We start from the raw sequence: 13,594 nt of genomic DNA on the forward strand, positions 1-13,594 counted from the left end.
ACAATAATGATAAAAATATTATCTGCAGTTGTTCTAATCTCGGCATCACTATTTGCACAGGATTTTGATACCTTTTTAGACAACGCACTAAAAAACAGTCCTTACTTAAAGTCAGCAGACTTAAGTATTTCGCAAGCACGCGAAGAGGGCTCCATCATCACCAGATACAAAAATCCTACTCTTGAGTTAGAGTACTCAGAGTTCAGACCGGACAACTCCAAAGACGACAACGGTTATAGGGCTGCCCTTACTCAGCCTTTAAGAGTGTGGGGAATGGGTAAAATTGCAAAAGCTTTTGCAGATGCAACTCTAAAAAAAGCTGCATCTCGCTACTCGCTCTCTTACTCGGAATTTATTCGTGACATATCACTTCTTTATACTGAGTATGCAAACCAGAAAAAACAACTCGAGCTTGGAAGTGAAGAGCTTAGTATTGCAAAAAACATCTATGAAATATCAAACCAAAGAAACATAGCCGGGACTATCTCAAAAGGAGTAATGCTTCAAGCCCAGGTCGATTACGAGATGGCGGAGATAAAGACACAGACACTGAATCTTAACATCCAAGAAACATACTTCAACCTTTTAAAGTTTGCGGGTATAGCAAATGAGATAGAACTTGATTTCAGACATGAGTTTAAACTAGCCTCAGATGCTCTCTCGTACGAAAATCCAAACATAAACTATCTCAAAAGTTATAAAGAAGAAGCAAAAGCAAATACGCAGGTAAACTCAAACAGCGTCAAGTGGATAGACATAACAGCCGAGTTTGAAAATGAGCCAGATCAAAACATCATGAGAGTCGGAGCTTCCATTCCTCTTGCTTTGTTTAATACTTCGCATGAAGAGATGCAAATAGCTAAACTTGAAGCAGATAAAACAGAACTTCTCATAGAAAATGAAAAGGCAAAGATATCCATAGAAAATATCAAACTAAAAAAACAAAGAGAGCTGTTACTTCTTTTAAAAGCAAAAAATGAAGAGACGCTAAAGACTCAGACAAAACTTTTAAAAATGTTTGAAGACGGATACAAAATAGCAAGTATAAACCTGCTTGAACTTCAAAATATCAAAAACAAAGTTATTAAAACAAAAGAGTCTCTCATAAAAATCGAGACTGCATTAAATAGAAGCATTATCACAACAAACTACGAGGCAGGAGCTTACAATGATAAGTAAAATATTATTACTGACAACTATACTGACACTAACACTTTTTGCAGTGGAGATACCGACTAAACATGCCAAGCAAAGAGCATTTTCAAAGTCGGTGGAACTAAATGCACAGATAGTCCAGCTCTCAAATGCTTCGCAATCTATCATGTCGCTTGTCGGCGGTCACATAGAAGAGTACTACGTAAAAGTAGGTCAAAGTGTTAAAAAAGGAGATAAAATCGTTCTCATAGAATCAATAATGCTCTCAAATATGACAGCAAACTTTATCTCCCAAAAAAAACAGCTTCAAGCGCAGGAGAAAAACTACCAAGCCTCAAAAAGCCTATATGAAAAAGGTATGACTTCGATGCAAGAGTTGAATGCCCAAAGCATCAAAAGAGATGAAATCTCGGCAAAACTGACATCACTTAAATCTCAACTTAATACTTTGGGAGTTGACACAGATGGATTAAAAAGCGCCTCTTCAAACTTCATACTTTACGCCCACAGTGACGGTGTTGTATCAGAGATACTTCAACCTCTGCACTCTAGCATAAAAGAAGATACTCACATCATCTCTATTACAAAAAGCCAAGCATTTTACCTGAAATCTTTCTTGCCGCTAAAGTATGCATCCAAGGTTAAGATAGGACAGAAGATAGTCATAGAGACAAATGCTAAAAGCATCGTCACGAACGTAACTCAAATACTTCCAAATGTAGATGAAAAGACCCAAAGAATAGTTCTACTCTCAAGTATTGATGAGATTACGGACAATCTCTATCTAAACGCTTACACAAGTGCTACACTCTACTTTAACTCAACTAAAGAATACGTGGCAGTAGAGAAATCTGCTCTATCGTTTTTCAATAACGAATGGGTTGTGTTTGTTCCAAAAGAGGATGAACATCACGAAGAAGAAGCTCATGATGAGCATGAAGCGTCATATGAAGCACGTGTTGTAAACATAGTAGCTCAGGACGAAAAGTTTGCGGCAGTTGAAGGTTTAGAGTTGGATGAGCAATACGTTAGTGGCAAAAGTTACTATGTGAAATCACAACTGCTTAAATCATCTCTCGGCGAACACGGTCACTAGGAAGATATTATGTTAAATCAAATCATTGATATCTCTTTAAAATACAAACTTTTAGTACTCACACTCTTCATTGCCATAAGTGCCCTTGGTTTTAGAGCCTACCAAAATATACCCGTAGATGCATTTCCCGACATTACCCCTAAACAGGTCGTTGTCTATACCGAGAGCAAAGGAAACTCTGCCCAAGATATAGAAAAACTCATAACTTACCCCATAGAGTCGGCACTCTCAGGAATGGCGGGAGTAAAGATGATAATGTCAAACTCAATCTTTGGCTTATCATATGTCTCTGTTTTCTTTGAAGACGACATGGACATATACTTTCTTCGTCAGCTTGTCAGTGAGAGACTTGGCACTGTAAACATTCCAAACGGCTGGGGAAAACCGGAGCTTGGTCCAAACACTACAGGCTTGGGACAAGTCTTTTGGTATAGGCTCAAAGATACTACGGGAAAACTCTCTTTAAAAGAACTGCGGGAGATGCAAGACTACATAGTAACACCACTTCTAAAGAGTGTCAGCGGAGTTGAAGAAGTTATCGGCTGGGGAGGAGAAGAAAAACAGTACAATGTACTTATCGACACTAAAAAACTCCAAAACATCGGCATCACTTACGAAGATATAATCACCGCACTTGCTAAGAGCAATCAAGCCGCCGGAGGACAATACCTAGAGTTTAACAGAGAACAGTATCTCATCCGTGGAGCAGGTCTTTACAAATCTCTTGATGATATCAGAAACTCTGTTATAAAGTCAGGTGAAGGTCAAGCGGTGACCATCGGTGATGTAGCAACAGTTGAGACTGGCTCGATGCCACGTTTTGGAGCTGTAAGCATAGACGGAGGTGAAGCGGTAATGGGAATGGTTCTTCAACGAACTGCGACCAATGCCGCAAAAGTCGTTCAGCACATAAAAGAAAAACTCCCTACAGTTAACTCTGCACTTCCAAAAGGTGTTAGTGTTGAGGCAATTTATGACAGGACTGAGATAACTCACAAAGCAGTAAGTACTATGACATCGGCACTTTTAAGCGGTGTAGTCTTAGTTGCATTTGTACTGTTTCTGTTTTTATTTGAACTGCGTTCTGCATTTATAGTAATCCTATCTCTACCGATATCTCTGCTCATAGCTTTTTTACTTATGGACTACTACAACCTTTCAGCAAATCTGATGAGTCTAAGCGGACTCGCAATAGCCGTGGGAATGATAGTAGACGGCACAATAGTGGTAGTTGAAAACACTTTTAGAAAATTACACGATGAAGAGGGTGACTCTAAACTAAAGATTATTGCAGACTCTGCAAAAGAAGTTGCCAAACCTATTACTTTTGCGGTTTTAATAATTGTTGGAGTATTTATCCCGCTTCTTTCACTTGACGGGCTTGCCGGGAAATTATACTCTCCGATGGCACTTAATATTGTCTTTGTAATGCTTGGCTCACTTTTTGTAGCTCTTGTTTTAGTTCCTGTTTTATCATTTTTCATGCTAAAACCCACAAAAAATGCCAATAACGCACTTATGAACGGAATTAAAAAGACTTACGCACCGTTACTCATATTTTCCCTCTCAAATGCTAAAAAGCTTTTAGCATCTGTAACTATTTTATTTTTAGCTCTTGTGATTGTTCTATCTCAGCAGGGTCGTGAGTTTATGCCTGAGTTGAATGAAGAGTCAATTATGTACAGAGTCATCTCCATACCGGGAACGGCACTCTCCCAATCTCTTGAGAGTGCATCTGAGATAGAAAAGCATATACTCAAAAACTATCCAAACGAAGTCAGCTCAGTTTTGTCTATGATAGGAAGAAGTGAAAAAGGCGAGACAGCACAAGCCAACTACATGGAAGTTCTGCTGACTCTAAAAGATGGCGTCAAAGATCTGCCTGCACTGACTCACAAGATGAATGAAGATTTACAACACTCGTTCGAGCATGTTGCGTTTGTCCCTACACAACCTATCGCTATGAGGATAGAAGAACTTTTAGAAGGTGTAAAAGCCGAACTTGCTATAAAGATATACGGTGACGATCAAAAAAAACTAGAGAGCATCTCTAAAGCTATTCAAGATGCCATAGGTGATGTTAAGGGGCTTGATAGGATGGAAGTCGAGACTCAACTCGGACAAGCTCAGATAAAGATAGAGCCTGACTACTTAGCTCTTTCTCGTTACGGCATTAGTGTAGACGAAGTGATGCAGGTTATCCGTAACGGTATCGGAGAAGAAGAAGTCACGCAGAAGATAGAAGGAATCCGAAGGTTCCCAATCGTTGCAAAGATAAAAGATGCAAAAAAAGATATCCAGACACTAAAAGATGTGACTCTTCGCTCACATAACGGCTCACTGGTTACACTGGGGCAGATTTGTGATATCAGCATCAAACACGGTGCTTCATTTATCAAGCGTGAAAATCTAAGCCGTTACATGGTTCTCTCTATGGAAGTGGACGGACGTGATGTTGCCTCGTTTGTAAAAGAAGCAAACAAACTTATCCAAGAAAAAATAGAGATGCCCACAGGTTACTACATCGGTTGGGCGGGTGACTTTAAAAATATGCAAGAAGCCACGGACAAATTGATGGTCATCATACCGATAACTATTCTTTTAGTTATCCTTCTGTTATATACTGCTTTTAACTCTATCTCAAAAGCGATGTTGATTCTTATAAACGTACCTTTTGGTTTCATAGGAGGGATTATCGCTCTGGTAGTGAGTGGCATCTATCTCTCAGTCTCGGCAATCATCGGCTTTTTAGCCATTTTTGCCATAGCTATTTTAAACGGTATCGTTTTAGTCAGCTTTATTGACCAGCTTCGCATCAAGTTTCCCGATGTTGATTTAAAACTGCTTTTAAAAGATGCAGCCCTGCTTCGTCTTAGACCTGTTCTTATGACGGCATTTACAACACTCTTTGGGATACTGCCGCTTCTTTATGCCAGCGGTGTAGGAAGTGAGATACAGTACCCGCTATCAGTTGTCATAACAGGCGGAATCATCAGCTCAACAATATTAACGCTTCTTGTTCTGCCTGCAGGTTATTATTTAATGTATAGAAAAAAAGATTAATCTCTTTTTTACACCCATGCTCTAAGCATGGATGATATATACTTTTTAAAAAATATATTGGAGCAAAAATATGAAATTTCTTTTACAAGTAGACTTTCCGCACCAAGGACCTTTTGGTGATGAACTTACTCAGATGATGAGTGATTTGGCCAAAGATATCGCAAAAGAAAAAGGTCTGGTTTATAAACTATGGACAGAAAACGAAGAAACAAAAGAAGCCGGCGGCATCTATGTGTTTGACAATAAAGACGATGCTTTGAGATACTTGGACATGCATACAAAAAGACTTGAAGCTTTCGGTTATACAGACATAAGAGGAAAAGTTTTCACTATCAATGAAGAGCTTAGCACTCTCTCAAAAGCCACAATTTAATTCTACTTTTTAAACATTTTTTTATTTTTTTTGATTTAAAATTTTATATGTAGAACTTGATAGCAGGACTGTCAAGGTTATGTCTATTAAGACTATCAAGTACTACTAATTTTATATTTAGGAGATTCCTTATGTTAATTACTAGATTTGACCCGTTTAAAGACTTAAGAGAACTAAATAGAAGGTTTTATAATTTAAGTCATTCGTTCCCAAGTGTTGATGTAGACCGTGAGTCATCTATATCTGGTTTTACACCTGAGGTTAATACTCGTGAGGGTGAGTTTGCATACCATATTGATATTGATTTACCCGGAGTCTCAAAAGAAGACATAAAGATAGATATAGAAGAGAATACACTAAAAATATCCGGTGAGAGAAATTTCAAAAATGAAGTCAAAGAAGAAGATTATTATAAAGTGGAAACATCTTTTGGGAAGTTTCAAAGAAACTTCACTATCCCTGATAATGTAGATGTTGAAAACATAGATGCTTCATCGGCTGACGGGGTTTTAGAGATTGTTCTACCAAAAATCAAGGAAAAAGAGAAAAAGGTTAAAAGCATAGAGATTAAGTAGGAGTTTATTATGAATTCTTCAATCAAATCTATAAAAATATTTATAGCCGTTTTGATAGTTGCTATCTTTGCTATAGCAACTCAGGCGCATATGACTTTTGGTCTTAAAAACTCTGATGATGAGAATCTTTCTAAAACAAAAGAAAGACGACTACACTCTCATTATCATGACCATTTTAAAGAGTTTCAAGAAATGCAGATGGAGTTTGAGAGAATCTTCAGTAAATTCAACTCCAGATTTTTTGATGATGAACATTTTAAAGATGCCTTTGGTGATGATTTTTTTCATAGACCCTTGGTGGATATGACACAAACGAGTAAAGAATATATTATTAAAATGGACGTTCCAGGAGTTAACAACAGTAGCATAAAGACAATTATTGAGGACAATATGCTTACAGTCAAAGCTCAAGTTGACAAGATGACAGAGGATAACTCAAGCTCGTTTATGAGAAAAGAGAGATACATAAACAAATTTCAAAGAAGTATCACTCTTCCAATGGATGCGGATACCTCGAAGATGAGAACTGACTATAAAGACGGAGTCTTGACTATTACCATCCCAAAAAAATAATCATGCGGTTTTTCACCGCATGAAATCTACCAAGTAAGCTCGAACCTGCTTCCGATGCCAGGCTCAGAACTTACAAGAATCTCTATCTTAAACTCGTCGCATATCTGTTTTACGATGTTTAGCCCCACTCCAAAACCGCCTGCAATATTGGAACCTCTTTTATATAGTTCAAATATCTCATCAAGCTTTTCTTTCTCCATTCCTATACCTTCATCTTCAATGCTAAAGAAGTTGTTTTTTAGTTTTATTTTTATTGTTGTATCGGGCATAGAGTATTTTATGGCATTTGAGATAAGGTTCGAGAAAAGCAGTTCTACTCTTGCATCTACGCTTATCAAAGTTGCATCTTGCATATCCGCTTCTATCTTTATGTTTTTTGCATGACTTAGTTCTGAATAGTACTCGATACTTGCGACTAAAATCGGTTTCAGGCTCACTAACTTGTACTCTTGCTTGGCTTCACTGAAGTTCAAGTAGGCAAGCGACTGATAGATGCTGTAGAGCTGCTTTGTAGATATGGAAATATTTCTCAGTATCTTCTCGTCATACACCTTTTTTTGCATTGCTCTTTTCGTACTCATCCCAAGAGCCGTTATGGGTGTGTTGAGTTCATGAGATATATCTTGTATAAATGATTCTATCTCTGTGACTTTTTGATGAATAGGTTTCATAAAAAGACGTGAAAGTATCCAAGATATAATTACGATGACTGCAAAGACAAAAGTCAGAGTAATAAAAACTTTCTCTTTGAGTGCTTTTAATTTTTTATGATACTCATCTGTTTTTACTACCACATACTCTATAGCAAGGTGTTCCTGTGGAGCTGATGAGACAAGCACTTTAAAACCGTCTTTTTCAAAATAATTCTTTTCATAGACTTTGTGCTCTTTAGTCGGAACAAGTAAATAGTCATACCCTTTTTCCGTCTTTGGAAGGATCAAAGCGCTCGAAGTCATATGCGCATTTATCACAAGGCTTGAAATACTGTCTGCCAAGTGTTGAAGCTTATAATAAGTCGTATTCTCAAGTGAGTTTTTTTGCGCATAAAAATACCAGTATCCAGACAGAGCCACAAAGAAAAGAGATGAACCCAGGTAAAGAGCTAAAAATGAGTAAAAAGATTTTTTTTCCAAACTATTCAAATCGGTATCCTTCGCCTCTTACATTCACAATATGCTCTTTGCCAAGATGTTTTCTGAGTTCTTTTATTAGTGTTCTTATCGTATCGGACGATGGCATCTCATCATACTCCCAAAGGTTTTGGAGCATCTCATCCGCACTTACCACACGATGACGGTTTTTATACAGATAATGCAAAACTGCACTCTCTTTATTGCTTAGATGCTGTGTTTTTTCTTTAGTCTTAAGCATATGTTTTTGAGTATCAAACTCTATCTCAGGACTTATTTGCACAAACTCTTTTAGTCCGAAGTGCCTTTTGATATTTTCTATGCGCTGAGCCAGTTCTTCCAGGTCAAATGGTTTTTTTATGAAATCATTTGCACCAGATTCAAAGGCACTCTTTAAGTACTTGGTATCATGAAAAGCGGTTATAAATATAGTAGGCGTCTCATCACTGAAACCTCTAAGTTCTTTTAAAAGCGATATGCCGTCGCCATCTGGCACATTTATGTCAAATATATACAAGTCGTAAGATATCTTTTCGCTAAGAGCAAGAGCTTTTTTCATACTGTATGTGTGCGTCACACTGTACTCTTCTTGTAAAAAATCGACCAGGATATCTGCTAAAACCGTATCATCTTCAAGTAGTAAAATTTTCATGAAGTATTATATCACACAAGATAATTTTTAAATACTCTTCACATTCTTCTCACAAACATTGATTATACTCTTGCAATATGACTCTAAGGAGTACGTAATGACTGAACATGCTTCAAATTTCAACAGACGCCAATTTGTAAAAGGTGTAGCCTTGGCATCTGTAGCCGCTTCTGGTATTGTGGATTTGTCCGCTAAAGAGACACCTCAAGATTTTGACAAATCACGTGTTTTAAGCGGTGATGAATTTTTCCTGAATATTGCTTCTACCCCGGTAAACATCACCGGAAAACCTGCTATGGCAACGACCGTAAACGGACAACTCTCCGGTCCGACTCTAAGGTTTAAAGAGGGTCAGGATGTGACCATTCACGTTACAAACCATCTAAAAGAAGACTCTTCCATCCATTGGCACGGTATTATTTTACCGACTCATATGGATGGTGTTCCAAATATAAGTTTTGATGGCATAAAACCTGGAGAGACTTTTACATACAAATTTAAAATTCAGCAAAGCGGAACATATTGGTATCACAGCCATTCTGGTTTTCAGGAACAAACGGGAGTCTACGGAGCAATAGTCATCGACCCGATTGAGCCGGATCCCTACGAATTTGATCGGGATTATGTAGTTGGACTATCTGACTGGTCGGATGAGAAACCAAGCAATATATACAGAAAACTAAAAATTATGGGTGATTACTATAACTTCAAACAAAGAACCGTCGGTGATTTTTTTTCAGAAGTAAAAGAGAAAGGTTTTTTTAACGCTTTTAATGAACGTAAGATGTGGAATGAAATGGCAATGACCGACCGTGACTTATCTGACGTTACGGGATACACATACACATACTTGATGAACGGATACAATCCTGCATCAAACTTCAAAGCACTCTTTAAAAAAGGTGAAAAAATCAGACTTCGTTTTATAAACAGTTCGGCTATGACATTTTTTGACGTTCAGATACCTGGACTGAAGATGAAAGTCGTCGCAGCTGATGGGAATAATGTCATGCCAGTTGATGTTGATGAGTTTAGAATAGGAGTGGCTGAGACTTACGATGTAATAGTCGAGCCGGAAGATGACAAGGCGTATAGCATCTTTGCTCAAAGCTTTGACAGATCAGGTTACGCTGTGGGCTCACTCACTTATGACAAAAACATTGAAGCTGTTATCCCTCAAATGGATCCGCTTCCTATTCTAAGCCACAGCGATATGGGTATGAATATGGGTAGCATGAATCACTCTGATATGAAAGATGAGATGCCGAGCATGAAAAAAAGCACCGCTATGAAATGTGGCGGAGGAATGGTGATGCCGATGGAAGTTCCAAAGTTGAAAAAGAAGATTCCAATTACTCCTATGGAAGTCAAATGGGGTGTTCATACGACAATGAGGGCAGAGGACCCTCAGTACAGGCTCAACGATCCAGGAGCAGGACTTAGAGATAACGGCAGAAAAGTGCTCACTTATGCAGATTTAAAATCATTACGCTCTTCTAAGGACGATAAATACCCAGATAGAGAGATAATACTTCACTTGACAGGGAATATGGAACGTTATATGTGGTCAATCAACGGAATCAACTATGCCGATTCAAAACCCTTGGAATTTCACTACGGTGAGAGACTCAGAATAACCTATATAAACGACACTATGATGAATCATCCAATGCATCTGCACGGTATGTGGAGTGATTTGGAGACGGGTGATGAAAATCATCTGTTAAGAAAACATACCATTATAGTGCAACCCGGTTCAAAAATAAGTTTTCGTGTAACGGTAGATGCGAAGGGTTCTTGGGCTTATCACTGCCATTTGATTTATCATATGGCTGGAATGTTTAGAAAAGTCGTAGTGGCTTAGAAGGAGGCGTATTATGAAAAATTTATTAAGAGCGTTCCTGCTAAGCGGCATCTTGTCACTATCTCTGCTTGGAGATATGAACGACAATCCCCTAAGGGCTACTTTTGTGGCTGATGAGTTTGAATACCGATTTAATGACGGCAAAGAGACAAGCTGGGATGTAAATGCCTACGTAGGATATGATTTAGATAAAATTTATATCTACAGTGAAGGTGAAAAACCAGAAGATGGCAATGCAGAGAGTGAAAACCAGCTGGTTTACAGTCGTGCAATTGCTCCTTACTGGGATATTCAATTTGGTGTAGATTATGATAAGACACCTGAATCAGACAAGACATGGGGTGTGATTGCCATGCAGGGTCTGGCTCCGTACTTCTTTGAGACAAGGGCTGTGCTTTTACTCTCAGATGACGGAAATATCGGTTTTAGATTTGATGCTGAGTATGAGGCTCTTTTAACCCAAAGGCTTATCTTATCACCAAGTTTATCCACGGCACTTTATACAAAAGATGCAGCCGATATGGAGATAGGAAAAGGTTTGTCAAACATAACATTTGGAGCGAGACTGAGATATGAGTTTGTTAGGGAATTTGCACCGTATATTGGTTTTGAGTGGAGCAAAAACTTTGGAAATACAGATGATTTTCATCACCTTGATGAAACATATGTAACAGCCGGACTCAGAGTATGGTTCTAGTAAATATAAAAATTTAAAAGGAGTATGTTATGCACACTTTTGGAATGGGTTTCATTTGGTTGATACTGCTATTTTTCGTAGTGGCTTTTGTCTACTTGATAACCAAAGGCAACAAACACGAAACAACTACTAAAGATATACTGGATAAAAGATATGCCAACGGTGAGATAAACGAGCATGAGTACAAAACTATGAAAGATGAGTTAGGACTCTAATCTGATGTCTTCACACTAGACTCACACTATATTGGTAAACTTACTCTATAAACTGAGTCGGAGGTGCGTCATGAGTATCGAGAAAGACACCATATACACTTGCCCAATGCATCCAGAAATAAAAGAAAAAGAACAGGGTAGCTGTCCGAAGTGCGGTATGGCACTAGAGCCGATGGAAGTCAAAATTAGTGAAGAAAACCGTGAACTGCTTGATATGACTAAACGATTTTGGATAAGTTTTGCTATCTCGCTTCCTCTGTTTTTAGTATCTATGACAAACGATTTGGCACCGCAATATCTGGCCGATACTTTATCTGCTAAAAATATACAGCTCTTTCTTTTTGTCTTTTCATCTCCTGTAGTTCTATGGGGCGGGTGGCCTTTTTTTGTAAGAGGATACCGCTCTATACAGACAATGAATCTGAATATGTTCACACTTATCTCCATAGGTGTCGCAGCTTCTTATATTTACAGTTTATTCGCTTTTTTTGTACCTGAGATATTTCCTCCCCTTATGCAGACAAAAGAGGGTTTGGTTCACGTCTATTTTGAAGCTTCCGCAGTCATAACGACTTTGGTACTCTTGGGACAGATGCTAGAACTTCAAGCCAGAGACAAAACAAACGATGCAATTAAAACACTTCTAAATCTAGCTCCTGCACATGCTCACAGAATAGACACATACGGAAATGAAGAGGAGGTCTCTCTTGAGCATATACATATAGATGATATCTTAAGAATTAAACCGGGTGAAAAAATTCCCGTCGACGGAGTGGTTACCGATGGGGAGAGCAATGTTGATGAATCAATGATTACGGGAGAAGCTATACCTGTAAAAAAATCCGTCAACGAATTTCTTATAGGAGCAACACTTAACACAAACGGGACACTTCTAATGCGTGCTCAACGTGTCGGAAATGACACCATGCTTGCAGGGATTATTAACATGGTGGCAAAGGCTCAACGCTCACGCGCACCAATCCAACACTTAGCCGACAAAGTCTCAAGCTACTTTGTGCCCGCCGTTGTAATTTCATCTATTTTAACCTTTATAGCTTGGTGGGTAATTGGTCCTGAACCTAAACTTGCCTATGCCGTTGTATCTGCCGTGGCAGTTTTAATCATTGCCTGTCCTTGTGCCTTGGGATTAGCAACTCCTATTTCTATTATGGTGGGAACCGGTCGTGCAGCTCTTATGGGTGTTTTAATAAAAGATGCACAGAGCTTGGAGACCATGGAAAAAGTATCGACATTAGTCGTTGATAAAACAGGAACACTCACTGAGGGTAAACCCGTAGTAACGGATTTCATAGTCTCGGAAGGTTTTGATGAATCAGAAGTTCTAAAATATGCGGCAAGCCTGCAAAGTGTTAGTGAGCATCCCTTGGCCCAAGCAATAGTGCACCATGCAAAAGAAGCAAATGTGACTTTATCACATGTTGACAACTTTAAAGCTATTACCGGAAGAGGTATCATAGGCGATGTTGATGATAAAAAGATAGTGCTGGGCTCAGAAGAATTCATAAAAAGTCTATGCTTCTTTGACAAAAACATCTCAAGACAGATAAAATCTCTGCGTCAAGAAGGAAAAGGTGTTATATTGATGACTATAGACTTTAACCTTTGCGCTGTATTTGCAATAGAAGACCCTATCAAACCAACTTCATTAAATGCAATAAACGCTCTTAAACAATCAGGTCTAAAAATAGTACTGCTAAGCGGAGACAATAAGATAACCGCAAACAAAGTAGCTGCCAAAATGGGCATAGATGAAGTCTACGCAAACGTGATGCCAAATGAAAAAGCCGACATAATCAAAAAACTCCAAGACGAGGGTGCTGTTGTGGCAATGGCCGGTGATGGAATAAACGATGCCCCTGCATTGGCACAGGCGGATGTAGGTATAGCTATGGGAACAGGTACGGATGTCGCCATTGAGAGTGCCGGCATAACACTGATCAAAGGTGATTTATTAGGCATAGTAAAAGCAAGAAGGCTTAGTCTCGAGACTATGAAAAACATTAGACAAAACCTGTTTTTTGCTTTTATTTATAACAGCGCCGGCATTCCTATTGCCGCCGGATTATTTTATCCTCTTTTTGGGATACTCCTATCACCGGTAATTGCGGCAGCAGCCATGAGCTTCAGTTCTGTTTCCGTAATTGTGAATGCTTTGCGTCTTAAAAACATTAAGATCTAAC

Annotated in this window: 12 protein-coding genes; 10 read left to right on the forward strand and 2 right to left on the reverse strand. The window is 38.6% G+C overall.

The window, feature by feature from the left end; genetic code table 11:
• The first annotated feature begins 6 nt into the window (after window positions 1–6).
• From ABYK18_RS08355 to ABYK18_RS08380, 6 genes are all read left to right on the forward strand, one after another.
• On the forward strand, window positions 7–1,179 hold the full coding sequence (locus ABYK18_RS08355; RefSeq protein WP_373036209.1) for a TolC family protein: 1,173 nt from the start codon (window positions 7–9) through the stop codon (window positions 1,177–1,179).
• Window positions 1,169–2,251: an efflux RND transporter periplasmic adaptor subunit gene (locus ABYK18_RS08360; protein ID WP_373036210.1), complete on the forward strand. Its 1,083-nt coding sequence runs from the start codon at window positions 1,169–1,171 to the stop codon at window positions 2,249–2,251. Before ABYK18_RS08355 ends, ABYK18_RS08360 begins: the two co-directional genes overlap by 11 nt.
• Before the next feature lie 9 nt (window positions 2,252–2,260).
• Window positions 2,261–5,314 carry an efflux RND transporter permease subunit gene (locus ABYK18_RS08365; protein ID WP_373036211.1) on the forward strand — a complete coding sequence of 1,018 codons (3,054 nt, stop codon included), beginning with the start codon at window positions 2,261–2,263 and terminating at the stop codon, window positions 5,312–5,314.
• Window positions 5,315–5,384: 70 nt separating this feature from the next.
• Window positions 5,385–5,687 carry a monooxygenase gene (locus tag ABYK18_RS08370; RefSeq protein ID WP_373036212.1) on the forward strand — a complete coding sequence of 101 codons (303 nt, stop codon included), beginning with the start codon at window positions 5,385–5,387 and terminating at the stop codon, window positions 5,685–5,687.
• A gap of 131 nt (window positions 5,688–5,818) precedes the next feature.
• Window positions 5,819–6,262, forward strand: coding sequence for an Hsp20/alpha crystallin family protein (locus ABYK18_RS08375; RefSeq protein ID WP_373036213.1), 444 nt, complete (start codon window positions 5,819–5,821; stop codon window positions 6,260–6,262).
• 9 nt (window positions 6,263–6,271) lie between these two features.
• Window positions 6,272–6,835: an Hsp20/alpha crystallin family protein gene (locus ABYK18_RS08380; protein ID WP_373036214.1), complete on the forward strand. Its 564-nt coding sequence runs from the start codon at window positions 6,272–6,274 to the stop codon at window positions 6,833–6,835.
• Between the two features lie 26 nt (window positions 6,836–6,861).
• On the opposite strand, the gene ABYK18_RS08385 is transcribed toward ABYK18_RS08380, so the two are convergent.
• Window positions 6,862–7,977 carry a sensor histidine kinase gene (locus ABYK18_RS08385; protein ID WP_373036215.1) on the reverse strand — a complete coding sequence of 372 codons (1,116 nt, stop codon included), beginning with the start codon at window positions 7,975–7,977 and terminating at the stop codon, window positions 6,862–6,864.
• A complete protein-coding gene (locus ABYK18_RS08390) occupies window positions 7,970–8,617 on the reverse strand; it encodes a response regulator transcription factor (RefSeq protein ID WP_373036216.1) in 648 nt (215 codons plus the stop codon). The genes ABYK18_RS08385 and ABYK18_RS08390 overlap by 8 nt, the downstream gene beginning before the upstream one ends.
• Before the next feature lie 97 nt (window positions 8,618–8,714).
• Here ABYK18_RS08390 and ABYK18_RS08395 point away from each other — a divergent pair, with 97 nt between their 5' ends.
• From ABYK18_RS08395 to ABYK18_RS08410, 4 genes are all read left to right on the forward strand, one after another.
• Window positions 8,715–10,481 (forward strand): copper resistance system multicopper oxidase, encoded by a 1,767-nt coding sequence (locus tag ABYK18_RS08395; RefSeq protein ID WP_373036217.1) that lies wholly within the window; start codon window positions 8,715–8,717, stop codon window positions 10,479–10,481.
• Between the two features lie 13 nt (window positions 10,482–10,494).
• Window positions 10,495–11,178 (forward strand): copper resistance protein B, encoded by a 684-nt coding sequence (locus tag ABYK18_RS08400; protein WP_373036218.1) that lies wholly within the window; start codon window positions 10,495–10,497, stop codon window positions 11,176–11,178.
• A 29-nt stretch (window positions 11,179–11,207) separates the two neighbouring features.
• Window positions 11,208–11,393 carry an SHOCT domain-containing protein gene (locus tag ABYK18_RS08405; protein WP_373036219.1) on the forward strand — a complete coding sequence of 62 codons (186 nt, stop codon included), beginning with the start codon at window positions 11,208–11,210 and terminating at the stop codon, window positions 11,391–11,393.
• A 70-nt stretch (window positions 11,394–11,463) separates the two neighbouring features.
• On the forward strand, window positions 11,464–13,593 hold the full coding sequence (locus ABYK18_RS08410; RefSeq protein WP_373036220.1) for a copper-translocating P-type ATPase: 2,130 nt from the start codon (window positions 11,464–11,466) through the stop codon (window positions 13,591–13,593).
• Window position 13,594: the final 1 nt, after the last annotated feature.

Origin of the sequence: Sulfurimonas sp. (assembly GCF_041563495.1) — a bacterium.
Taxonomy (GTDB): domain Bacteria; phylum Campylobacterota; class Campylobacteria; order Campylobacterales; family Sulfurimonadaceae; genus Sulfurimonas.

Bases quoted from the DNA above. Each gene is read 5' to 3' on its own strand.
- ABYK18_RS08355 (WP_373036209.1), top strand. From the start codon at position 7: ATGATAAAAATATTATCTGCAGTTGTTCTAATCTCGGCATCACTATTT.
- ABYK18_RS08360 (WP_373036210.1), top strand. From the start codon at position 1,169: ATGATAAGTAAAATATTATTACTGACAACTATACTGACACTAACACTT.
- ABYK18_RS08365 (WP_373036211.1), top strand. From the start codon at position 2,261: ATGTTAAATCAAATCATTGATATCTCTTTAAAATACAAACTTTTAGTA.
- ABYK18_RS08370 (WP_373036212.1), top strand. From the start codon at position 5,385: ATGAAATTTCTTTTACAAGTAGACTTTCCGCACCAAGGACCTTTTGGT.
- ABYK18_RS08375 (WP_373036213.1), top strand. From the start codon at position 5,819: ATGTTAATTACTAGATTTGACCCGTTTAAAGACTTAAGAGAACTAAAT.
- ABYK18_RS08380 (WP_373036214.1), top strand. From the start codon at position 6,272: ATGAATTCTTCAATCAAATCTATAAAAATATTTATAGCCGTTTTGATA.
- ABYK18_RS08390 (WP_373036216.1), bottom strand. From the start codon at position 8,617: ATGAAAATTTTACTACTTGAAGATGATACGGTTTTAGCAGATATCCTG.
- ABYK18_RS08395 (WP_373036217.1), top strand. From the start codon at position 8,715: ATGACTGAACATGCTTCAAATTTCAACAGACGCCAATTTGTAAAAGGT.
- ABYK18_RS08400 (WP_373036218.1), top strand. From the start codon at position 10,495: ATGAAAAATTTATTAAGAGCGTTCCTGCTAAGCGGCATCTTGTCACTA.
- ABYK18_RS08405 (WP_373036219.1), top strand. From the start codon at position 11,208: ATGCACACTTTTGGAATGGGTTTCATTTGGTTGATACTGCTATTTTTC.
- ABYK18_RS08410 (WP_373036220.1), top strand. From the start codon at position 11,464: ATGAGTATCGAGAAAGACACCATATACACTTGCCCAATGCATCCAGAA.